Annotated in this window: 19 protein-coding genes; 13 read left to right on the top strand and 6 right to left on the bottom strand. The window is 49.0% G+C overall.

Features of this window, described 5'->3' with window-relative positions:
- The first annotated feature begins 155 nt into the window (after window positions 1-155).
- The 7 genes from CF651_RS00390 (at window position 156) to CF651_RS00360 (ending at window position 8,760) form a co-directional block, all read left to right on the top strand.
- Entirely contained in the window at window positions 156-1,748 is a 1,593-nt protein-coding gene (locus CF651_RS00390; RefSeq protein ID WP_245855571.1) for an ABC transporter substrate-binding protein, read from the top strand.
- Window positions 1,749-1,830: 82 nt separating this feature from the next.
- A complete protein-coding gene (locus tag CF651_RS00385; protein ID WP_094012859.1) occupies window positions 1,831-2,784 on the top strand; it encodes an ABC transporter permease in 954 nt (317 codons plus the stop codon).
- Window positions 2,785-2,808: 24 nt separating this feature from the next.
- A complete protein-coding gene (locus CF651_RS00380; protein ID WP_094012858.1) occupies window positions 2,809-3,714 on the top strand; it encodes an ABC transporter permease in 906 nt (301 codons plus the stop codon).
- 55 nt (window positions 3,715-3,769) lie between these two features.
- Entirely contained in the window at window positions 3,770-4,774 is a 1,005-nt protein-coding gene (locus CF651_RS00375; RefSeq protein ID WP_094012857.1) for an ABC transporter ATP-binding protein, read from the top strand.
- Window positions 4,761-5,747: an ABC transporter ATP-binding protein gene (locus CF651_RS00370; RefSeq protein WP_094012856.1), complete on the top strand. Its 987-nt coding sequence runs from the start codon at window positions 4,761-4,763 to the stop codon at window positions 5,745-5,747. The genes CF651_RS00375 and CF651_RS00370 overlap by 14 nt, the downstream gene beginning before the upstream one ends.
- Window positions 5,748-5,770: 23 nt before the next feature.
- Window positions 5,771-6,991 (top strand): M20 family metallopeptidase, encoded by a 1,221-nt coding sequence (locus tag CF651_RS00365; RefSeq protein ID WP_094012855.1) that lies wholly within the window; start codon window positions 5,771-5,773, stop codon window positions 6,989-6,991.
- A gap of 56 nt (window positions 6,992-7,047) precedes the next feature.
- The gene (locus CF651_RS00360; RefSeq protein ID WP_094012854.1) at window positions 7,048-8,760 is read left to right on the top strand and encodes a methyl-accepting chemotaxis protein; all 1,713 of its coding nucleotides are present in this window, start codon (window positions 7,048-7,050) and stop codon (window positions 8,758-8,760) included.
- A 168-nt stretch (window positions 8,761-8,928) separates the two neighbouring features.
- On the opposite strand, the gene CF651_RS00355 is transcribed toward CF651_RS00360, so the two are convergent.
- Genes CF651_RS00355 through CF651_RS00345 form a run of 3 tightly spaced genes read right to left on the bottom strand, consistent with a single transcriptional unit; the run spans window position 8,929 to window position 11,230 of the window.
- Window positions 8,929-9,717, bottom strand: coding sequence for a transporter substrate-binding domain-containing protein (locus CF651_RS00355; RefSeq protein ID WP_094012853.1), 789 nt, complete (start codon window positions 9,715-9,717; stop codon window positions 8,929-8,931).
- A gap of 56 nt (window positions 9,718-9,773) precedes the next feature.
- Window positions 9,774-10,529 (bottom strand): amino acid ABC transporter ATP-binding protein, encoded by a 756-nt coding sequence (locus CF651_RS00350; protein WP_094012915.1) that lies wholly within the window; start codon window positions 10,527-10,529, stop codon window positions 9,774-9,776.
- Between the two features lie 20 nt (window positions 10,530-10,549).
- On the bottom strand, window positions 10,550-11,230 hold the full coding sequence (locus CF651_RS00345; protein WP_094012852.1) for an amino acid ABC transporter permease: 681 nt from the start codon (window positions 11,228-11,230) through the stop codon (window positions 10,550-10,552).
- A gap of 136 nt (window positions 11,231-11,366) precedes the next feature.
- On the opposite strand from CF651_RS00345, the gene CF651_RS00340 reads away from it, so the two are divergent.
- Entirely contained in the window at window positions 11,367-11,729 is a 363-nt protein-coding gene (locus CF651_RS00340; RefSeq protein WP_094012851.1) for a winged helix-turn-helix transcriptional regulator, read from the top strand.
- A 71-nt stretch (window positions 11,730-11,800) separates the two neighbouring features.
- Here CF651_RS00340 and CF651_RS00335 read toward each other — a convergent pair whose 3' ends face one another.
- Window positions 11,801-13,225 carry a hypothetical protein gene (locus tag CF651_RS00335; protein WP_094012850.1) on the bottom strand — a complete coding sequence of 475 codons (1,425 nt, stop codon included), beginning with the start codon at window positions 13,223-13,225 and terminating at the stop codon, window positions 11,801-11,803.
- A 275-nt stretch (window positions 13,226-13,500) separates the two neighbouring features.
- Here CF651_RS00335 and CF651_RS00330 point away from each other — a divergent pair, with 275 nt between their 5' ends.
- A complete protein-coding gene (locus CF651_RS00330; RefSeq protein WP_094012849.1) occupies window positions 13,501-14,232 on the top strand; it encodes an aminoglycoside 3'-phosphotransferase in 732 nt (243 codons plus the stop codon).
- Window positions 14,233-14,416: 184 nt separating this feature from the next.
- Here the strand turns inward: CF651_RS00330 and CF651_RS00325 are convergent, their stop codons facing one another.
- Window positions 14,417-15,124 (bottom strand): SDR family NAD(P)-dependent oxidoreductase, encoded by a 708-nt coding sequence (locus tag CF651_RS00325; RefSeq protein WP_179232626.1) that lies wholly within the window; start codon window positions 15,122-15,124, stop codon window positions 14,417-14,419.
- A gap of 229 nt (window positions 15,125-15,353) precedes the next feature.
- Between CF651_RS00325 and CF651_RS00320 the strand changes: the two genes are divergently transcribed.
- Entirely contained in the window at window positions 15,354-16,283 is a 930-nt protein-coding gene (locus CF651_RS00320; protein WP_094012847.1) for a LysR family transcriptional regulator, read from the top strand.
- A gap of 252 nt (window positions 16,284-16,535) precedes the next feature.
- Here CF651_RS00320 and rlmD read toward each other — a convergent pair whose 3' ends face one another.
- Window positions 16,536-18,089 carry a 23S rRNA (uracil(1939)-C(5))-methyltransferase RlmD gene (gene rlmD / locus CF651_RS00315; RefSeq protein WP_094012846.1) on the bottom strand — a complete coding sequence of 518 codons (1,554 nt, stop codon included), beginning with the start codon at window positions 18,087-18,089 and terminating at the stop codon, window positions 16,536-16,538.
- A 370-nt stretch (window positions 18,090-18,459) separates the two neighbouring features.
- On the opposite strand from rlmD, the gene CF651_RS00305 reads away from it, so the two are divergent.
- The 3 genes from CF651_RS00305 to CF651_RS00295 are packed head-to-tail and all read left to right on the top strand — an operon-like array spanning window position 18,460 to window position 21,942.
- The gene (locus CF651_RS00305) at window positions 18,460-19,419 is read left to right on the top strand and encodes an ABC transporter permease (protein WP_094012844.1); all 960 of its coding nucleotides are present in this window, start codon (window positions 18,460-18,462) and stop codon (window positions 19,417-19,419) included.
- A gap of 18 nt (window positions 19,420-19,437) precedes the next feature.
- The gene (locus CF651_RS00300; RefSeq protein ID WP_094012843.1) at window positions 19,438-20,304 is read left to right on the top strand and encodes a carbohydrate ABC transporter permease; all 867 of its coding nucleotides are present in this window, start codon (window positions 19,438-19,440) and stop codon (window positions 20,302-20,304) included.
- A gap of 51 nt (window positions 20,305-20,355) precedes the next feature.
- Window positions 20,356-21,942 carry an extracellular solute-binding protein gene (locus CF651_RS00295; protein WP_094012842.1) on the top strand — a complete coding sequence of 529 codons (1,587 nt, stop codon included), beginning with the start codon at window positions 20,356-20,358 and terminating at the stop codon, window positions 21,940-21,942.
- Window positions 21,943-21,945 lie beyond the last annotated feature (3 nt).

Here is a 21,945-nt window from a genome sequence, read left to right as displayed (position 1 = left end):
AAGCGATTTTATTCTGAAAAATAGAATATTTATGTAAGGTAATATTACATAAAAGTATATAAGGAGGTGTTAACCTTTCTGTTTTTACACCAAGTCATCTATTGAAACATGGGCCACGCTATTCAGAAAGAAAAAACATAAAGGGAGTGGGTAACGTGAGAAGAGGAACATGGTGTACCTTGATGTTAATGTTATCGTTTGTTGTAGCTTTGGTCGGCTGTAGTTCGGACAAGCCTTCATCAAGCCCGGATGCAGCGAAGTCCAAGGAGTCCGCATCGGCGGCGGCCGGAGGAACGCTGAGAATTGCATACAGCGCATTGCCGAAGACGCTGGACCCGCATATGACGACCGCCAATGCCACGACACATACGGCGAGACAAATTTTTGAAGCGCTCGTTACGATCAACGAAAAATATGAAGTGGTTCCTATGCTGGCAAAGTCCTACGAAATCAGTAAAGACGGCAAGACCATTACCTTTGCGTTAAGACAGGGGGTCAAATTTCATAACGGCAAAGAAATGAAGGCGGAGGATGTCATCGCCTCCATGCAGAAGTGGCAAAAAATCGCTTCTACGGCAAAAGCCAATCTTGGTAATTCAACCTGGGAAGCGAAAGATGACTATACGGTTATTCTTCATGTAGAAACTCCGTCTTATGTTCTGATGTATGCGTTGGCCGAGATGCAGCAATTCCCCGCAATTATGCCTAAAGAGGCCATTGATGGAGCGGATGCAACAGGTGTGAAGGAATACATCGGAACCGGCCCGTTCCAATTTAAAGAATTGAAGCCAAACCAGTATCTTCTGCTTACGAAGTTTAAGGATTATCAACCCTTAACTACGCCTTCCAGCGGATTGTCCGGTAAGAAAGAAGCCCTCGTCGATGAATTGTATTACTATAATGTTCCGGATAGCTCCACAGCCATTAATGGGCTGATTAGCGGAGAATACGATATGGTATCCCAAGTGGCGCTGGATGCCCTCCCTCAATTAAAAAATGCTAAAAACGTTAGCCCCATTCTGTATCCATTCGGACTTCAAACGTTAGTTTTTAATAAAAAACAAGGACTATTCACGAACGTAAAGGCGCGGCAGGCGATAAATATGGCGCTGGATAAAAAGGCACTGATGACAGCCGGCTTTACGGGTCCTGATTATTTCCGGCTGGATCCGGGCTTGATGATGAGCGAGCAATCCGCCTGGTATACGAATGCCGGCAAAGAAAATTACGACAAGCATGACGCTGCACAAGCGAAGCAGCTGCTCAAGGAAGCTGGATATAACGGGGAAGAAGTGCGGATTATGACATCCAAGGAATATCCGAACCTGTATAATCCGGCGGTTGCGGCGCAGCAGCAGCTTCAGGAAATCGGTATGAACGTCAAGCTTGAGGTCATGGATTGGTCTACACTGCTTGACCGCCGGACAAAGTCCGACCAGTGGGAAATGTTCTTCACCGGCTTCCCGGCGAACGCCACGCCGCTCCAATTCCCGTTCCTGGATTCGAAGGCGAATTGGCCCGGCTGGACGAACAGTCCGGAAATTGACAAGCTTTTGGCGAAAATTAAAGCCTCGACGACGCAAGAAGAAGCGAAAACCGCTTTCGCTGAATTGCAAACGGCATTTTGGCAGGAAAATCCGGTTCTGGTGGTAGGCCAATATTTGCAGATTACAGCTGCTTCCAATAAGGTAAAAGGCTTCAAGGATTTCAACGGTCCGCTATTCTGGAACACGACCATTACACCATAATTTCAAATGATCATCCCCTCTGCTTCGTGTCCTGATGGTCAGGCGCGAAGCAGGCGGTTGAATCATAGAAAGGGGAACCGATTTGAAAACGTATATCCTTGGGCGACTTCTTTCTTTGATACCTGTCATATTAATCGTTGCTGTCGTTATCTTTTTTGTTATTCATTTGACGCCGGGCGATCCCGCTGCTGTCATGCTGGGGCCGGAAGCGAGCCCGGATGAGGTCGAAAAGCTGCGCCACGGGCTTGGCCTGGATCTGCCGATATGGAAACAATTTATCATCTGGTTTACAGGTGTTTTTAAAGGGAACCTGGGCATGTCCATTTTTTTAAAAGAGCCTGTCTTAAAGCTGTTTCTGGACCATCTCGGGCCTACTTTGTCATTGGCGATTCTAGCCCAAGGCATTTCTGTTTTGCTTGCGATTCCAATGGGTATTATGGCAGCCAGAAAGAGGGGGACGGGCGTCGACCAAACGTTCATGATCGTATCCCTGCTCGGCATTTCTTTGCCTGGCTTCCTGTTAGCCTTGCTGTTATCCCTGCTCTTTGCGGTAAAGCTCGCCTGGCTTCCCGTTGCAGGCTACCGGCCGTTAAGCGCTGGGCTGTGGATGCACCTCAAGTATCTCATTCTTCCCGCCATATCGTTAGGGTTTATTCAAGCGGCGTTAATTGCCCGGATGACAAGATCGTCGATGCTGGATGTGTTAAGCATGAATTACATGAAGACCGCCTATGCCAAAGGGGTTAGAGAGATTGTTCTAGTCTATAAGCACGCATTAAGAAACGCGTTTATTCCAATTTTAACGGTTATTGGCCAAACCTTCGGAACATTAATCGCCGGAGCCGTTGTCATCGAATCGGTATTCAATATCCCAGGGCTCGGCCAACTGCTCGTCCAGTCGATCAGTCAACGGGATTATGCGGTGATTCAAGGCGTTGTGCTCATGATTGCTGTCTCCTACGTGCTGATCAACTTACTAGTGGATTTGCTGTATGGTGTCATTGATCCGAGGGTGCGCCTAAGTCGAAGATCATGAAGTCGGATAGAAAGGAGATGTGCGATGGATACAAATTCAGCTTTGGAAGGAACGGTTTTCCCTAATGCAAGGCGAAAGCTGCAGGTAGAACGTCGCTCTTTGGTGATCCGCCGATTCGTTTCGAATCGTCTGCTGCTAACCGGAAGCATCGTCATGGCGGTGCTTTGCATCATCGCTTTGTTTGCTCCGTTGCTGGCCTCACATACCCCCTACGAGATGAAAACAGCCGAACGTCTTCAGCCTCCGAGCCTGGCGCACCTTTTCGGCACGGATAATTTCGGCAGGGATGTATTCAGCCGCGTGGTGTACGGTACGAGGGTATCGATGGTCGTCGGATTATTAGTCGCTCTAATTACGATGATCTTGGGAACGGTGGTTGGCTTGTATTCCGCTTATTATAAGGTGCTCGATCATATTTTGATGCGAATTTGCGACGGGTTAATGGCGTTTCCGGGAATTTTGCTGGCTATAGCTCTTACGGCGGCGCTGGGCTCGAATATGATTAATGTCATCATCGCGCTATCAATTATAAGCATACCTGCCATCGCGCGTGTGGTCCGTTCCTCTGCCATGGTTGTGAAAGAACAGGTTTACATTGAGGCGCTGAGAGCGCAGGGGGCCAGTTCCTGGCGAATCATTTGGCAGCATATAGCCCCTAATACAATGTCCCCTTTGATTATACAGATCACCTTCGTCTTCGCTTCTTCCATTCTGATTGAGGCGGCACTCAGCTTTCTCGGAGCAGGTATCGCTCCGCCGAATCCAAGCCTGGGCAACATTTTATTCGACGGCAAGGTAGTTATTTTCTCCGCTTGGTGGATGACGGTTTTTCCTGGCGCGTTCATCCTGTTATCCGTATTGGGGTTGAATCTGTTTGGCGACGGTTTGCGGGATCTGCTCGATCCGTATTCGAAAAAGGCGGCGAAGTAGCGGCTTGACGGCAGGGAATCATCTATCATCCATCCTGAAGGAGGAGAGCCTGATCATGCAAAATGAATGCTTACTGGAGCTTAAGGGGCTGAAAACGACGTTTTTCACGGAAAATGGCCCTGTCACCGTAGTCAACGGCGTCTCTTTCCGGGTATCCGCAGGGGAAACGCTTGGCGTTGTCGGAGAGTCGGGCTGCGGAAAAAGCGTCACTTCGGAATCCATCCTCCGATTGCTGAACGAGAAGACGACAAGGTATGAAGGGGAAATTAACTATAAAAGCAAAAACCTGCTAAGCCTAACGGAAGAAGAGATGAGAGACATCCGGGGAAATGAAATTTCTATGATCTTTCAGGACCCGATGACCTCTTTGAATCCGGTGTATACGATCGGGGATCAAATTGCCGAATCGATCATGATTCACCAAAAGCTGAAGAAGAAGGAAGCTTACGCGAAAGCCATCGACATGCTGCGGTTGACGGGAATTCCTTCGCCAGAGAAAAGAGCGGGTGAATATCCGCACGAATTATCCGGTGGCATGCGCCAAAGGGTCATGATCGCCATCGCGCTCGCCTGTCAGCCGAATCTGTTAATTGCGGATGAACCGACTACCGCACTTGACGTGACGATTCAGTCGCAAATTTTGGACTTGATTCAGGATTTGAAGCAGGAGCTCAAGATGGGCGTCATCCTGATTACCCACGATCTTGGCGTGGTAGCTGAGGTATGCACCCGGGTAGTCGTCATGTACTTGGGGGAAGTGATCGAAGAGGCCAGGGTGGGAGACTTGTTTGCCAATCCGCTTCATCCGTATACGAAAGGGCTGTTGAAGTCCGTTCCACAGCTTGATGGAGACCGTTCGCAGAAATTGTACGTTATTCAGGGCAGCGTGCCTCCATTATCCAACGTGCCCAAAGGCTGCCGGTTCGCTCCAAGATGCGCTTATTCGACGAAGCTGTGCGAAGAATCGGCGCCCGATTTGAGCGGGACAGAGCATAAAGTGCGGTGCTGGCACTATGAGGCCATTGTGCAAAAGGAGGGCGGACTTCATGCGGCACAGTAATGCAGAGGGTGAAGCCCCTCTTCTAACCGTCAAGCATATTAAAAAGTATTACCCGGTGTCCACACCTTTCGGCGGGCCAAAGAAGTATGTGAAGGCCGTAGACGACGTTGAATTTACGCTCCGTAAGCGGGAAACGCTCGGTCTTGTCGGGGAATCCGGCTGCGGGAAGAGCACGACGGGAAGAACCATCATGCGTTTAACGGAGCCTACGGACGGGCAGGCCTTTTACAAGGGTAAGGATCTTTTTCAATTAAAAGGTCAAGAATTGCAGCTGATGCGCCGAGAAATTCAAATGGTATTTCAAGACCCTCATTCCTCGTTGGATCCGAAACAGTATATCGGCCATGCAGTCGAAGAGCCGCTGCAAATTCACAAGATCGGGACGAAGAAGGAACGGTTGGAGCGGGCGATGGATTTGCTCCACAAGGTGGGTTTGAGGGAGGATCAGTATTACCGGTATCCGCATGAATTTTCCGGTGGACAGAGGCAACGGATCGGTATTGCAAGAGCGTTGGCGTTAAATCCGAAAATTGTTATTTGCGACGAGCCTGTCTCAGCGCTGGACGTCTCCATTCAATCGCAGGTCATCAACCTGATGCAGGAATTACAGGAGCAATACGAGCTGTCTTATTTATTTATTGCACACGATCTTAGTGTTGTAAGGCATATTGCGGACAGTATCGGCGTCATGTATTTAGGTAAAATTGTGGAAAAAGCGCCAACGGATGAATTGTTTGCCCAGCCTTTGCATCCTTACACACAAGCTTTATTATCCGCCGTGCCGATCCCGAACCCCGGGCTCAAAAAAAACCGCATTATTCTGAAAGGGGATATTCCTTCTCCCTTGAATCCTCCTGCGGGCTGCATATTTCATACCAGATGTCCTCACGCGACGGAACGGTGTAAGACGGAGGTTCCCCAGCTGAAAGAAAAGGCGTCGAATCATTGGGTGTCCTGCCATTTATATGATTAAACCATAGAAAGGTGAAGAGGAAGATGAGTGAAACGATCGCTGAAAATGTTGTAAACCATGTGGATGCGGAGGAATTGGTGGCTTTGACCCGGGCGCTTGTTCAAATCAAGAGCGTGTATCGTCCGGACGTCGAAGGAGGAAACGAAGAGAAGGTAGCCAGATATGTACAAAAATACCTTACCGAGATGGGGCTTGAGGTTCACTACGAAGAAGTGGTACCCGGCCGGCCGAATGTGATTGCCTTCCTGGATTCAGGGAAACCGGGTAAAACCCTGCTGTTTGAAGGGCACACCGACGTGGTAACGGAAGGGGATCTGGATTCCTGGACGTATGATCCATTCGGTGCGCAAATCGACAACGGAAGAATTTACGGCCGGGGAGCCTGCGATACGAAAAATAATTTGGCCGCCGCCATTTCTGCGGTTCGGGCCATTCAAAAATCCGGAGCTTCTTTTAGCGGGAAAATTTTGCTTTGTGTTCCTTGTGACGAAGAAGGTTTGATGATCGGCATCAAAGATTTCATTAAGAAGGGCTGGGCCAAAGGGGTGGATGGCGCAATCATCTGCGAGCCGGAAGAGAACCAGCTGTGCGTCATGCAGAAGGGAGCCATGCGTGTCATTATTAAGACATTCGGCAAGATGGCGCACGGAGCCATGCCGCTGACGGGGATTAATCCCAATACGAGAATGGCCAGAATTGTAGTGGAGCTTGAAAAATTGGAGCAAAGCGAGAAGGAACGTCTGGGCGCACATCCGATGCTAGGCTGGCCCAGCATTACGCCGACGATTTTGCTGGGGCCGGTCAAAGGCGAACCGCAAATCAATGTAATGCCGGATACTTGTATGACGGCCCTGGACATTCGGACAGTTCCCGGCCAGGACCACGCCATATTGAAACAGCAGATGGAACAAATCTTGGAGCACTTGGGTGAAATGGATCCGGATTTCAAGGCGACGCTGGAAGTTATTGAAGAGCGCCCTTGGACCTTAACAGATCCAAACGAACCGGTGGTCGTGGCTATGGCGGATGCCTACCGCACCGTAACCTGCAAGGAGCCGGTATACAACGGAGTCCCCGGGGCTACGGACGGAACTTTTCTTCACATGGAAGGCATTCCGATTGTGACTACCGGTGCAGGCGGCCGTGACGTTCCGCATCATGCCGATGAATATGTCGAAATAGATGAGCTGATTGAAACGACAAAAATATACGCTGTGTCAGCCTTAAACTTTTTGCGCGCATGAGTGCTTGCTCTCAACCTTCGTCTACCTTGACATTATAGCTGAAAGGGACGATCCCCATGAGGTGGTTAAGTCAACTATCGATCCGCAAGAAAATGATTACGTTATTCGTCATATCTTTGTTTTTTCTGCTGGTCGTCGGTTTGACGGGCTACAAGTATTTAAGCACGGTACAGAAGAACTCGGAGCAAATGTATGCGAATGTTATGGTACCGAAGGAATGGGTAAATGAAATCCGTACCATGACCTTTGAAATCCAGGCGTATACCTATGATATTATCATTTCAACCGACCCCGCACGCAAGAAAAAGCTGGAACAGCTCATTCAAGATCGTAACGCAAAGGTGACAGAGCTGTACAATTCACTTAAAGAGATGAACCAGAATGCTTTCCAGGCGGAGTCACTGGGCAAATACAACAAAATTCGGATTTCGTATATGAGCGCACAAAGCGAGGTTCGCTGGTTATCGACGCAGAATCAAAATAAAGAGTCATATACGTTGTATATTTCCCAAGTCGAGCCGCTGCAGAATGAAATGAACCAAATTTTGTCTGATATTTCCAAAAATAGTGATGAAGCTGCAGAGCAGTTAAATCAGCAAAATGGGAGCGTTGGTTTCAGAGCGCAATGGACGACGATTGGGATCATTGCACTCTCGATGATTTTGCTCGGCTTGCTGAATCTGGTAATCAGCGGGATGATCACGCGTCCGTTAACGGAAATCAAACAATTGATGACGCAGGCTTCCACAGGAAATATGAACGTCAGAGGGACTTATCGTTCCAAGGATGAGCTTGGCGAGATGACACTGTCCTTCAATAAGATGGTGGATTCCATACGAGGTCTGGTCGTGCAAGTCAATGACAACTCGGTCACTTTGTCGGCCAGCGCGGAGCAGCTGACGGCTAGCGCCGAGCAAACCGTCAATGCATCGGAAGTGATTGTCGCAGCAACCGCCGAACTGAGCTTCGGGCTGGAGGAGCAGGTACGGAGTGTGACTACAGCTACCGATGCCGTAACCGGCATGAATGAGCATATCCGGCGGATGGATAGGCAGGCGGCGGATATGCTGAGCTGTACGGCGGAAGCGGCAGAATCCTCGCAGCGCGGGGCGGAGTCGGTCCAGCGGGTCGTGGATCAGATGCAGGAGATTTCCGGTTCCACTGAGCGCACAAGCCTTATCATTGCCGCGCTCAGCGGACATTCGCAGAAAATCGGGGAAATCATCGGTTTGATTAACGAGGTTGCGACGCAAACCAACCTGCTGTCTTTGAATGCGGCGATTGAAGCGGCACGTGCGGGAGCCAGCGGTCGGGGCTTCTCGGTGGTCGCAGATGAAATCCGCAAGCTGGCCGAGCAGTCTTCGGCCTCCTCCAAGCAAATCGGCGAGCTGGTTGGCTTGATTCGCAAGGGGACGATGGAGGCGGCGCAGTCGATGAACGCAGGCACGAAGAGTGTGCAGACGGGGATTGCGCTTGCGGAGAGCGTGCATTCCGCCTTTGCTTTGATTGACCGCTCCGTCATGAATGTGACGCAAAGGGTGGAGGAGGTTTCTGGAGCGATCCGCGAAATTAAGGAAGGCAGCGAAGGCATTGTAAAGGCGATGGACACGGTGAGCGGGGTTACGCAAAAGGGGGCTGCAGCCAGTCAGGAAACCTCGGCGGCGAGTGAGGAGCAGCTTGCGACGATGGAGGATGTCACCCGTTCGTCTAAATTTTTGGCGGAGCTGGCAGAAGACATGCAGAACAAGCTATCCAGCTTTAAGCTGTAACCCTTCTATATACATACAAAGAATGCAGATGGCAAGAAGTACCAACCTTCTATGAGATTGTTGCTACACATTTTTATTTTACTGACTCAATTATCAAATAACATAAAGGGTGCCACTTATTATGCAAGACGAATAGGGTGGAACCCTTTATGGTTACTACCGTTCTTTTTATTTCACCGAAATATCTTCGCCGAACCACTTGGTTGATATTTCTGCATAAGCACCGTCTGCATGCATATCGGCGAGCGCTTTGTTAAATGCCGCAACGGTGGCCTCGTTGCCCTTGGGGAAAGCAAAGGAGGCCGTGTCGTTTTCCTTCGCTTGATCCACTACCTTGATTTTTAGATCAGGGCGATTTTTTTTGAGATCAAGATAATAAAGGTTGTTGTAAATGAGCGCGTCTACACGGTTTGTGCGCAGCAGCTCTACTGCCTCCGAGGACGCGGGCACCAAGGTTGCCCCATATTTCAAAGCAAGCGCCCCTTGAACGGTTTCGGCCTCCCCTTGAGTTTTCTTGCCCTTCAGGTCCTCGAAGCGTTTGATTTCATTATTATTCTCAAGCACAATAAGCGACAAGGAAGAGAACTGATACGGAGCGGTAAAGTCATATTTCTTCTTACGCTCCTCTGTAGCGGCAAGCTGAGGAATCGTATCGAAACGTCCAGCATCCAGCCCGGAGAACATGCCGGCAAATTCAACAACGCTGAATTTTACAGTAATACCAAGCCGCTTCCCGATTTCCTTGGATATATCAATATCAAAGCCGGTCAAGCCTCCGCTGCTCTGAAAAGAATAAGGAGGATACGTTCCGGTAGTTGCAACGACAATTTCGCCTTTCTGGTGCAGACGCGCCAACGAATCTGCTTGACTGGAGTTTCTGGCTTCTTTTCCGCAAGCTGACAAGGTCAAAGCCAAAATGAGCGCAATAAGGATAACGCTTTTGAAATTCATCTTCATGATCTGTAATCCCCTTTTTTTAGTCCGCGTGGATATTGGAATTGGCTTGGCACAAGTTAATTCAGTAATCCTGCAGATAGGCGGCTGACAAAATATCGAAGCTTTTCGTTGTCTTTTTTTGAAAAAACCTCCTGCGGTGATCCGCGTTCGATAATTTCACCCTGGTCCATAAAGAAAACACTATCAGCGACTCGATGGGCAAATGCCATTTCATGCGTGACAACAAACAATGTCATACCTTCACGCTTCAAATCTTTCATTACTTCCAATACTTCTTCGACCAATTCGGGATCCAGGGCCGAGGTAGGTTCATCAAACAACAATATTCTGGGTTCCATGGCCATGGCGCGCGCAATGCCGACCCGCTGCTGCTGTCCCCCGGAAAGCTGATACGGGTAACGCTCGCCGTAAGCATCCAGTCCCACCTTGTGCAGCAACGCTTTGGCGCAGACAAGTGCATCGTTTTTATTCTTTTTTTTGACGGTGACCAAACCGAGCATGATGTTTTGCAAAGCAGTCATGTGCGGGAACAAATGGTTTCCTTGAAACACCATGCCTGTTTGCTGACGAAACTCCAGAATCGTCCGATGGCTAAGCTTCTCGGATGTCGGAAAAGTCAAGGAATGGTCGCCAAGCCGAATGGTGCCCTGTGAGGGCAGCTCCAGCAAATTTATACAATTCAATAACGTGGACTTGCCGGAACCTGAAGGGCCGATGATGGCTGTAGTTGTTCCCTCGGTGATATCGATATTAATGTTTTTAAGGACTTCGCTTCCTTCAAATTGTTTACTCAATTGCCTGATGGTTAACAGCATATCGGACACCTCCTTTCCTAATGAGCTTTGATGTAAACGAAGTTCTTCTCTATTCGGCTTTGAGCGATATTTAATAGAGAGCAAAGTATCAGATAATAAGCGCCCGCAACCAAGTAAAGCAGCATAGGCTCAAAAGTGGAAGCGGCAATCAGTCGGGCTGCACCGAACAAATCAGGAATGGTCACCAGTGCAGCAAGCGAAGTTGTTTTAAATAATGAGATAAACTGATTTCCAAATGACGGTATGCATACCCGAATTGCTTGGGGCAAAATTACTTTTCTTAAAGTCTGGCCGTACGACATTCCCAAGGCGTAACTTGCTTTCCACTGTCCTGCCGCTACCGACTGAATAGACGCGCGGATGATTTCAGAGCAATAGGCTGCCTCGGAGACGGTAAGACTGATCATAACACTGACAAAAGGGTCGAGCACAATACCTAGGTTAGGGAGCCCATAGAATATGATAAACAACTGTACAAGCACGGGCGTACAACGTATAGCCCAGATATAGCTGCGTGATGCGGTATAGATCACCCTATTGCTTGACAAACTGGCCAGCGCGACGAAAAAGGCAAAAGAGATTCCCAGCAAAAAGGATACAATGGCCAGTGGAATTGTGTAATAAACGGCCCCCTTCAGCAGGGGGAGCCATGAGAAAGAGATGATCTCAAGCATGCGTTCAATCCGGTCGAGTGACATAAAATCCTCCGTTGACATTAAGAAATTTGTTGTTAATAATAAAATTATATGATTTATTAAATCCATAAATTTACTTGGTATTAGAGAAAAAATAAAATCTCCAATACTTAATCTACGAAAGGAGATGGATGGAACGATGATAGACTTTAGAAATAAAACGTATCGCTGCACATCGGAAATTGTTTTAAACTTATTAAGTGGAAAATGGAAATTAACGATTTTAAACCACTTAATTAAGGGGCCGGTACGGTTTAATGAACTGCAACGTATGCTTCCTGACGCGACCCAACGCATGCTTACGATGCAATTGAGAGTGCTTGAAAGCGACGGGCTCATTATTCGCAAGGTTTATCCGGTTGCACCGCCGAAGGTAGAATATTATTTGTCCGATCTGGGTGAAGTAATGGTCCCTATGCTTAAAATGCTATGCACATTCGGCACCGCATATATTGAGAGCTTTCCAAATGAAGTAACCGACACGAATTATAAACGTACCTAAGAATAAAACAGACGGCAACTACCACAATCCAAGGTATTGCCGTCCCATCTTCCGCCCATGCGCCAAAAGACTTACAGCACTAAAAACTTGGTGCCGAATCCCTTGCCGACAGCATGTGCTGACTCCAGCTCTTCCTCATCGCCGATGTCCAACAACACTACATTTTCGGGATATAGCTTTCCTAACAAAGCCCATAGCACAAGTTCATTTCCGCCGGTCGGAATGAAATGAATTCCATCTGCATTCGTCACAAGCCCCGGGTGGGAGAGAATATTTGCCGCCTGATGCAGGCTAATTGGGGTTCGCCTCACAACAGTGGCATTGGCATTGTTGTTCTCTTGCGGTCGATATAAAAATCGTTGTCCCCGAAAGAGTTGGCCTAGATCTACCGTAAATTCGCGGTCTTCCATGTTCAGACTGATTCGCAGTGTCGTCCGATCGGAGCCCGCATTCGGCAGCAGCCTAGCGATGGAAGGCTCATCGTAATGGTCTTCAGAAACAGGAAGGATATTTTCGTTCCCTAATATACCTGTTCCTGCCTCGTTACGTGGTGCGGCATAGTAATCGCCATATTCATAATCGAAAGAGACTGCGGCTAAATCTTCTGCGTCTTCTGTTTGTATGGTTTGGACCGGATGCCACTTTAGAAGGTATCTCGCCGCCGTCCGGGCCGACTCTCCCAAGCCAGCCGGCAATACGGTCCCCAGACGATATTGAAAGCCATAGCCGGCAGCGGTCAAACCCGAGCTGACCACATGCTGCGCATACTGGACAATCGATTTGTGAGTTAAATCCTTGCCAAGCAATCGAGTTAAAAAAGTCTTGCGGGCTGGCTCCAGAAAACGAAGCCCTTTGAACTCCGTATGTTCTTGAACTTCAAACGGAACTTGCTCCCAATTAGCGAACGGAAGCAATGCATCCCGCAGCAAAACAAATTGGTGCAGGTATTCATTATATAACTGCATCACCCTTGGGCCGCCTGAGGGTCCGAAAGCCTGTTGAATAGCCGCAGGGGTTAGGGTATGGCCATAACAATGGCTTCTGAATTCCAGTTCTCCGAGCGTTTCTGGCCCGTATTGTGCGAGTGCCCGCTTTTGCGAATTAATTTCCCTAGCCCAGCTTACCAATTGTTCGCTTATGCGCACCGCCTGAGCTGTAAGCTCAACACCAGCCTTATCCTCTAAAGCCAAAGGTCCAAGCGGCAGTGATGACGTTCGCCCGGAAATTGCCAAATTGGCCTGAAGGCTATCCAACAACACCTTCGGATCGCCGTTTGCCGGTTCACCAAGCTGAACCAGCATTGCCTCGAGCAGCTTATCCAGCTCTAGAACTACCTCTTTGGCCCGATATATACCTCCAGGCAGATTCCAATCCAAGGCCGTGTTCACCCCTTGCCTGATGGAATCGTTAGGATATTTGCCAACTAGCGGCTCAATATCAATAGCAGTCCCCCAAATGATACGCTTATCTTTCCAAGTGAGTTGATATTCCGGCACTCTTTTGCACCCCTTATCCTTAAAATGTAAACGACAGCTTCGGGTCGCTTGTTTGTTAGAATACCAGCTATACTTCTTATCGAACAGTACGCACTTTTTTGTATGATCAGATCAACTTTGTATCATAGGAACATTTTTGATACTGTTAATCATCGATGTCTAGAGGCCGTTAAGTTCATCAAGATAAATTAAATGAAATCAAACCTTACACAAAATAATCTAAAATTTATGTTAACATTTACCAAGGGAATCATTGTGCGAGGAGGGGGAATGACATGAAACGAACAGAGGTTTCCTTTGATATAGAGACCATACCTCTAACCATTAGGCAGTTTATAAATGGGGCAACAATTTATGATAGCAGTTGTTCCGAACATGCAAAGACACTTTTTGTTTCGGGCTCAGAGCGTGCTTTTCTAAAGATAAGCAAAAGAGGTACGCTTGAACGTGAATACCATATGACAAAATTTTTACATCAACATAACGTCGCACCGAATGCCATTGCCTACGAATCAGATTTAGATTATGATTATTTATTTACTGAAGCGGTAAGTGGAGAAGACGGAACGGCGGAATTACACCTTGAGAATCCAAGAAAATTGGCGTGTGTGTTCGGCGAATATCTAAAAATGCTGCACTCACTACCTATCGAGGGCTGTCCGTATGGTAATAGAACTCATGAATTGTTAAATGATGCTCAGATTAACGGGATAGACCTTAATATGTTGAATGAGTTCAGCTATTCGGCTATCGACAATGTGGTAATACATGGTGATTACTGCCTGCCTAATATCATAATGGATCACTTTTCATTCAAAGGTTTTATTGATTTAGGATATGGTGGAGTAGGTGACAGACATTACGATATCTATTGGGGAATATGGACCCTAAATTATAACTTGAAGACGGATACATACAGGGATATTTTTTTAGATGCTTATGGGAGAAGTAATATTGACGATGACGGACTGAATTACTTTACAAAACTGAATAAGTTGACGGATTAAAAAGCATCAATTAGCCGTATTCATTCTGACAAAAAGAGGGGCTCGCCGCCCCTCTTTGCTGTTTACGCCAATACATCTCCGATTTAATTGTCCTGCCGCACCAACAGCACGACGGACTCCACATGAACGCGTCCGGCAGGTAAAAATGCTCCTTGCCCCCATGTGCAAGAATAGCAAAAGCTCATTAATCCATATATTGCTCATCTGGCTCATGTAAAGCGGCAGCCAAGATTTTCTCTGCGACGAATTCAGGAGTATCAGCAGGAGTGGGAGCAGTAAAACCTTGTCGCTGCTGACGAACACCGAGAGCGTTTTTGCCAAAATCCGTTGCGGTTGAACGCGGATTGACGGTAATAACACGAATATTCTCTGAGGCTAATTCACCTCGTGCCGTATCGGAAAGCATGTTCAAAGCGGCTTTGGTAGCTGCATAAGCTGCTATTCCAGCAATATGCATCTTGGAGACCACTGAACTTATATTGATGATCAGTCCTCCCCCTTGCTCTCGCATGATAGGGATCGCAGCTTGCATAGCTGCTAGTGGTCCAAACACATTGAGTTCAAGAATTTTTCGGAAGTCATCAGGATTGAGGTCAGCGACCGTTCCAACTGCAGTTTGTCCTGCGTTATTGATGACCACATCCAGGCGACCAAAGTGGCGCATCGTTTCCTCAATGACTTGTTGAATTTGTTTCGAATCGCTCACGTCAGCAGGCAGGGCGATAGCGTCGCTTCCCTGGCTCTGTAATTCCTCGGCAAGATGATGGAGCACATCGGCAGAGCGGGCTACCAGTGCTAATTTAGCACCAGCAGCGGCAAAGCGGCGTACTGTAGCTAAGCCGATACCCGAGGATGCTCCAGTAATAAGAACGACCTTGTTCTGAATTTCCATAATAAATGTTCCTTTCTTTGAGAAGATTGGCCAAACCGTTACTGGGAGGAGGCGATCAAGCACGCTCCTGAAAAAATAACTGGTTATTGAAATGAGCAAAACAGATCGGCGCTTCAAGGTGCTCTGCTTGCTTTCCTCCTTAATCTTACAGTTGGAGCACTTGATACGGAAGTTCAAAAAGGTTAGCATGGTATTAACTAATAGTTTATGCAAAAGGGAGGTTCTATAAATGAATGAACAATTAAATACGTTTATTCAGGTAGCAGAGTCCGGTAGCTTTTCCAAGGCAGCTGAAAAACTTTTTGTTTCTCCAACCGCTGTGATGAAGCAAATGAATTTATTGGAAAAGCAAGTAGGAGTGCCTCTTTTAATTCGTACTAACCATGGTGTTGGGCTCACCGACGCAGGAAAATCCTTTAGCAAGGATGCGGCATTTATTTTGCAGTATTTTCAAGAAGCTGTGCTGCGCATGCGTCAATCCGCACAGGCAAGTCAGCATATTATTCGCGTGGGAACCTCTATGCTTAATCCCTGCAAGGTTTTGCTAGATTTGTGGAATGAAATCAGCGATCAATATCCGCAGTTCAAAATCAAAATTGTCCATTTTGAGGATGATGCTTATACACTCCCAACCACTTATCGCACCATCGGCAAACACTTTGATTTCATCGTAGGGCCAACCCTTACAGAAAACTGGAAGGAACATTTCCATATGCTTGAGTTGGGAAGTTACCGCTTTTGCTTTGCTGTATCTCGTAACCATCGGCTCGCTTCTAAAAAAACATTGTCTGTCAAAGATTTGTATGGAGAGATGCTGGCTGTGGTGAACGGTGGAAAAAGTGCAGTCATTGAGGAAATTCGCGTTTTTTTAAAAAGGAACCATCCTAAAATCCGAATTAAAGATGTTCCGCGCCTTTATGATATTGATGTATTTAATCGTTGTGAGGAAAGTGGTGCTGTCATGCTAACATTGGATGCATGGGCAGATATTCATCCGTCCTTAGTGACCATCCCAAGCGATTTGGACTTTACAATCCCCTATGGTTTGCTATATGCCTTACATCCATCTGAGGATGTCAATACGTTTTTAGAAATCATAAAAGAAATGCAATCTAAGCACAGCGATCTTCTTCACAAAGAGCTTAATAACAGAATTTAAGGGTACACAATCATAAAAACCAATGCATTCGAGCAATACGTATACCTGAAATCCTCCCACATGCACCGTTTCACTAATCCTTACAGCCACAAGGCTTCTCGGTCCTTCCCCCCATTTCTCCCAATTTCCTGGTTAATTAAAGTTTGCATAATAAAAAAAGAGCAGAGGAAAAACAGGAGTGGATCCCTGAATTTCGCTCGGCTCTTAGGCAGACGCTTTAGGCTTTAGGTAAACTTTGATTGCTATTTACAATTAATTCAGAACCATCAAAATTAAGCACTCCACATGCGACGTCTGCGGAAACATGTCCACCGGCTGGGCCCATGCCAGCCGGTAGCCGCTTTCGAGCAGCACCTGGCAATCCTTGGCCAGGGTGCTCGGATTGCACGACACGTACACGAGTCGTGCAGGCCTTGCGGCCGCGATCGCCGAGAGCAGCCGGCGGTCGCAGCCGGTGCGCGGCGGATCCACGACGACGACGTCGGGGCGGATGCCGCGCTTCACCCACTCGGGCAGCAGCGTCTCCGCGTGCCCGACATAGAACTCCGCGTTCGCCGCATGGCTCAAACGCGCATTGCGCCGGGCGTCTTCGACCGCCTCGGGAATAAGCTCGATGCCGCGCACCTGCTTGGCATACGGCGCAAGCCAGAGTCCGATCGTGCCGGTGCCGCAGTAGGCATCGACGACAAGCTCCTCGCCGGTCAAGCCTGCGGCCTCCTTGGCGGCATTGTACAGCTTCACGGTCTGCTCCGGGTTCAGCTGGAAGAATGCCCGCGGCGACAGGGAGAAGCTCAGGTCTCCGAGCTGCTCGTCCAGATGCTCGCTGCCCCACAGCACACGCGTTTCCTCGCCGAAGATCAGCGGCGTGGAGGTGGCGTTGATGTTCTGGGCGATGGTTGTCACCATCGGCAGCTCCTTGCGGATCGCTGCGATCAGCGCCTCCCGGGAGGGCAGCTGCTCGGTCGCCGTAATCAGCGTGAGCTGTACTGTGCCGGATTGGCGGCCGACACGGGTGACGAGCGTCCGGAGCGTGCCCTGACGGGTACGCTCTTGATACGGTGCGATGTTCAGGCGGGTCAGAATCGCTTTGACCGTATCCGTTACTTCATTAATAGCCGGATCCTGTACGGCGCAGCCGGAGATGTCCACGACCCGGTGGGAGCCGGGGGAGTAGAGGCCGGTAATCAGCTGCTCGTCCTGCCAGCCGGCCTGCAGCTGCGCTTTGTTCCGGTAGCCCCACGGGTTGTCCATCCCGAGAATCGGGCGCATCGGCAGCTCCTTTAATGCCGGCGTGTAGCGGGAGAAGGCTTCCCGTACAAGCTCTTCCTTCGCCCGCAGCTGAGCGGGATAGGTCATATGCTGAAGCTGGCAGCCTCCACAGGCGTCGTATACCGGACAAGGCGGCTGCTGGCGGTCCGGCGACCGCTTCTCGATATCCACAAGCCGGGCCGTAATATAATTCGATTCCGCTTTGAGCACGTCTGCCTTGACGACCTCATTCGGAAGCGCGCCGTCGATGAAGACGGCTTTTCTTTTGTAATAACCGACACCCTCGCCGTTGATCCCGATCCGTTTTATGGTGACGATAATACGGTCCCCCGGCTTCACATCCTCACCGGTTCCACCGTAAGGCTTGCTCCCGTTTTTCTGATTAGAAGGAAAAGGCTTGCCACCCAGTCTCTTTGATTTTCGCTGACGGTCAGCTGCCTGATAAGGGGCTGCACCGGCTTTTTCAACCCCACCTGCCGGACGCTTCGTTGGATTGAATGGGTTAGGTTTGTGATGATGATCGTTTTTCTTATTCATTGAAAGGCTCCGCTCCGATACTCATGGAATGTATAGTACCACTATATCATGTTCGGGCAGCCCGATAAACCGAGGTACAGAAGTGCCGTTTCCGGAGGCTTCAAGGCAGGCTTCGGGGGATTGCAAAAAAAGACAATGCCCGGAAATTGGCCGGGGATCCCTTGCTGAGCCTGATGCAGGCTATTCGTATGGGGCCGGGGGGACGGTAAAATAATGGAAGCTTGGGCGGTTCCTGCCGCAGGGACCGGCTTCTTTTGTGTGTTACGGAAGCCGCATATTAAAAAAAGATAACTCACATTAATTCACCGCATCCCTATATTCAAGCTTCCGTTGTACACTTCAGGTATAACAACTTGGATAGGGTGATGACATGAGCTACAGCGCGGTAAAGCCGAGAGCAGGGGAACGGCGGCAGGCGGAACAAAAACGCGGGTGGTTGTCCTACTACGGCAAATATAAAGTGATGTATTTGCTGTCGTTGCCGGGGATCTTATACTTTTTGCTTTTCAAGTATACCCCTTTACTGGGATCGGTGATGGCGTTTCAGAACTATAATATTTTCGCCGGTATTTGGAAGAGCGAATGGGTGGGGTTGGATAATTTTCAACGGATGTTCGAGTATGCGGACTTCCTGAGGATCTTGAACAACACGCTCGCCATCGGCTTCTACAGTCTGGTTTTTGCCTTTCCGATTCCGATCATTTTGGCGCTCATGATGAATGAGCTGCGCAATCAGATGTATAAGCGTTTTGTCCAGACGGCCGTCTATTTGCCGCATTTTTTATCCTGGGTCGTGGTAGGCGGCATCGTGATCGAAATTTTGTCCCCGACCAACGGGGTCGTTAATTACTTAATCCGCCAGACGGGCCATGAGCCGATTTATTTCATGGGGGAGGATTCATACGTCAGATCCATTATCGTAGGCTCGGGCATATGGAGGAATGCAGGTTGGAGCACCATCATTTATTTGGCCGCGATGAGCTCGATCAATCCGGACCTGTATGAGGCTGCCCAAATGGATGGCGCCAACCGCTGGAGACAAGCCTTTTCGATCACGCTTCCGTCGATCCTGCCGACGATTACGGTTCTGTTTTTGCTCCAAATCGGTAATTTTCTCGATCTGGGCTTTGAGAACATCTTCGTTTTCCTCAATCCGTTGAACACGGCCAGAGGCGATATATTGGATACGTACATTTACAGAGTCGGGCTGATCCAGCGGGAATACAGCTATACGACCGCTATCGGACTGTTCAAATCCGTCATCGGCTTCCTTCTGATTGTGACAGCGAACCTGTTCAGCAAGAAGGCGACCGGAGAAGGCTTATATTAAGGTAAGGAGGTAGGCGCTTTGACCAGAATACAACCGGCACACCGCATCGCGGTGCTCAACCCTGTGCTGCTGCTCATCATTTCATTGATCATGATTTTGCCGATCATCAATATTATCGCCCAATCCTTTAGCGGCGCGACGGCCATAAATGCCGGGGAGGTGCTGCTGTGGCCGGTCGAGTTTACCACGTCGAATTATGCGGCGGTGCTGAAGCAGGCAGCGATTTGGCGTGCCTTCGGTGTCAGCGTACAGATCACGGTTCTCGGAACCTTGATCAGTCTATTGATGACGGCGACCCTGGCGTACCCTCTATCCCGGCACGAATACAGAGAACGCAAATTCGTCCTGGTGCTGGTGCTCATCACGATGATTTTCCATGCGCCGTTGATCCCGAATTACTTGCTCATCCGCTCGCTCGGAATGCTGGACAGCTTGTGGGCGTTAATGATTCCCGGCGCGATTAGCGCATTTAACCTGTTCGTGATGCGGTCGTTCTACTTGTCGATTCCGAACGAATTGGTAGAATCCGCCAGAATGGACGGAGCCGGGGAGCTGCGCACACTGTGGAGCATTATTCTCCCATTGTCCAAACCGGCGATGGCGACGATGGCTATCATTTATTCCGTCACACTATGGAACAACTACTCGAATGCGCTTTACTTCATTAATAACCGTGCTCTGTTTCCGCTACAGGTCAAGCTGCGTGAGTTTGTCATCACCGATTCGTCCGATTTGGCCAGCACGGCGGGCGATGTCATGAACTTGTCTCCGGACGGGCTGAAAATGGCGGTCATCGTTATCGCCACTATTCCGATCATGCTGGTGTACCCTTTTTTGCAGAAGCACTTTATTAAAGGCATGCTGATCGGCTCGATCAAATCATGACTTCACTTTTTTATCAAACCTACTATGATTAGGTACAAGGGGGAACGAAGGATGAAACGTTGGCAAAAGGCAGGTATCGTCTCATCATTGGCATGTATGGCGGTTGCAGGCTGCTCCAGCCCGGGCAAGCCTGAGGAGTCAGGCAAGGCACAGGGGCAGGGGGCACAGACTCCGGTAAAGGTATCCTTATCGATGAGTGACGCGCTCAATAAATATGCTCTGGCAAGTCCGGATATCAATAAGGACAAATGGGTCAAAAAGCTTGGCGAAATGACAGGCGTCGAGCTGGACATCAAGCTGGTGCCGCATGCGGACTTCAAGCCCAAGACGGCGCTGATGTTCGCCAGCAACGACATCCCCGATGTGGTCAATACGATCCAGGGTATGTTTCCGGAAGGACCGGATATGGGCGGCGCCATCAAAGGCGGACTGTTTATGCCGCTGGATGACCTATTGAAGGAATATGGACCGGATTTATTGAAAGCGATTCCGAAGGAAGCGTGGGACGAGGTTCGCTATAACGGCAAAATTTACGCGATTCCGGAGTATTTGTCCTCACCTTCCCGCCGCGCTACGTTTATCCGTAAAGATCTGCTCGACAAAACCGGGCTGCCCGTACCCAAAACCGTCGATGATTTGCTGAACGTGCTGCGGGCGATGAAGAAGAACGGCGTGGAGCAGCCGTTTGCCTTCCGTCAAAACTTCGTCTATTCGGACTCCATCTTCGGAGCCTATGATGTGTTGCCTTACAGCACGATGTTCGAGAAGCAGGGAGATCAGATCGTCCCGAAGTTTTTCAAGGTCGAGGCGATGCAGAAGGCGCTGCAGGTATACAAAACAATGTACGACGAGGGCTTGATGGCCAAAGATTTTGCTTCGGTTGACGGAAACAAATGGACGAATAATATTAATGCGGGGAAATCCGGAGTGTGGAACCATAATGCGAACCTGCTGACAACCTGGATTAATAATACGAAGCCGGCCAATCCGAATTCCGAGGTCATTCTTATTCCTTCTCCGGTCGGGGATGACGGCAAGGGCGGGATGATGAAATACAGCTCCACCGGCGGGTTGTCCTATATTAACAGCAAGGTGAGCAAAGAGAAGGCGGCCGCCATCGTCAAAATGTATAACTTTATGGTGACCGATGCGGGAGATAAGCTGTTCAACTTCGGGATTGAAGGCGATACGTACGAGATGAAGGACGGCAAGGTCGTCTACAAGCAGCCAACCACGCCGGAAGGCACGTATGAGGAGCAGTTCCGCTCCGTCATGCTGCGTATGGTCAAGGATACGGCATTGAACCGTACGCTGCTCAGCTTATCCGACGACGGCAAGAAGCTGATCCAACAGTTCGATACCATTGTCGTCAAGGAAGGGCGCGACGGCATTTCGTTCACACCTGAGCTGACAGCCAGTGCGAAATATACGGATGCGGGTCTGAAATTCTCGGATATGCCGCCGGTCATCCTCGATCATATGCTCAAAATGGTGTACGGCAAAGAGCCGATTTCCGATTGGCCGAAGGTGCTGGAGGAGTGGAAGGCCAAGGGAGGCAATGATATAATCAAGGAAGCGACAGAACGGTACAACAAGAAAACCGGCGTGAAGCTGGGTGCGGATTCCAACGTGAAATAGCAC

Source organism: Paenibacillus rigui (genome assembly GCF_002234615.1).
Classification (GTDB): Bacteria; Bacillota; Bacilli; order Paenibacillales; family NBRC-103111; genus Paenibacillus_S; species Paenibacillus_S rigui.
The sequence above is the reverse complement of the archived record's forward strand: the minus strand, read 5'-3'. Positions and strand labels throughout refer to the sequence as shown.

Bases quoted from the DNA above. Each gene is read 5' to 3' on its own strand.
- CF651_RS00380 (WP_094012858.1), top strand. From the start codon at position 2,809: ATGGATACAAATTCAGCTTTGGAAGGAACGGTTTTCCCTAATGCAAGG.
- CF651_RS00375 (WP_094012857.1), top strand. From the start codon at position 3,770: ATGCAAAATGAATGCTTACTGGAGCTTAAGGGGCTGAAAACGACGTTT.
- CF651_RS00370 (WP_094012856.1), top strand. From the start codon at position 4,761: ATGCGGCACAGTAATGCAGAGGGTGAAGCCCCTCTTCTAACCGTCAAG.
- CF651_RS00365 (WP_094012855.1), top strand. From the start codon at position 5,771: ATGAGTGAAACGATCGCTGAAAATGTTGTAAACCATGTGGATGCGGAG.
- CF651_RS00360 (WP_094012854.1), top strand. From the start codon at position 7,048: ATGAGGTGGTTAAGTCAACTATCGATCCGCAAGAAAATGATTACGTTA.
- CF651_RS00355 (WP_094012853.1), bottom strand. From the start codon at position 9,717: ATGAAGATGAATTTCAAAAGCGTTATCCTTATTGCGCTCATTTTGGCT.
- CF651_RS00345 (WP_094012852.1), bottom strand. From the start codon at position 11,230: ATGTCACTCGACCGGATTGAACGCATGCTTGAGATCATCTCTTTCTCA.
- CF651_RS00340 (WP_094012851.1), top strand. From the start codon at position 11,367: ATGATAGACTTTAGAAATAAAACGTATCGCTGCACATCGGAAATTGTT.
- CF651_RS00330 (WP_094012849.1), top strand. From the start codon at position 13,501: ATGAAACGAACAGAGGTTTCCTTTGATATAGAGACCATACCTCTAACC.
- CF651_RS00325 (WP_179232626.1), bottom strand. From the start codon at position 15,124: ATGGAAATTCAGAACAAGGTCGTTCTTATTACTGGAGCATCCTCGGGT.
- CF651_RS00320 (WP_094012847.1), top strand. From the start codon at position 15,354: ATGAATGAACAATTAAATACGTTTATTCAGGTAGCAGAGTCCGGTAGC.
- rlmD (WP_094012846.1), bottom strand. From the start codon at position 18,089: ATGAATAAGAAAAACGATCATCATCACAAACCTAACCCATTCAATCCA.
- CF651_RS00305 (WP_094012844.1), top strand. From the start codon at position 18,460: ATGAGCTACAGCGCGGTAAAGCCGAGAGCAGGGGAACGGCGGCAGGCG.
- CF651_RS00295 (WP_094012842.1), top strand. From the start codon at position 20,356: ATGAAACGTTGGCAAAAGGCAGGTATCGTCTCATCATTGGCATGTATG.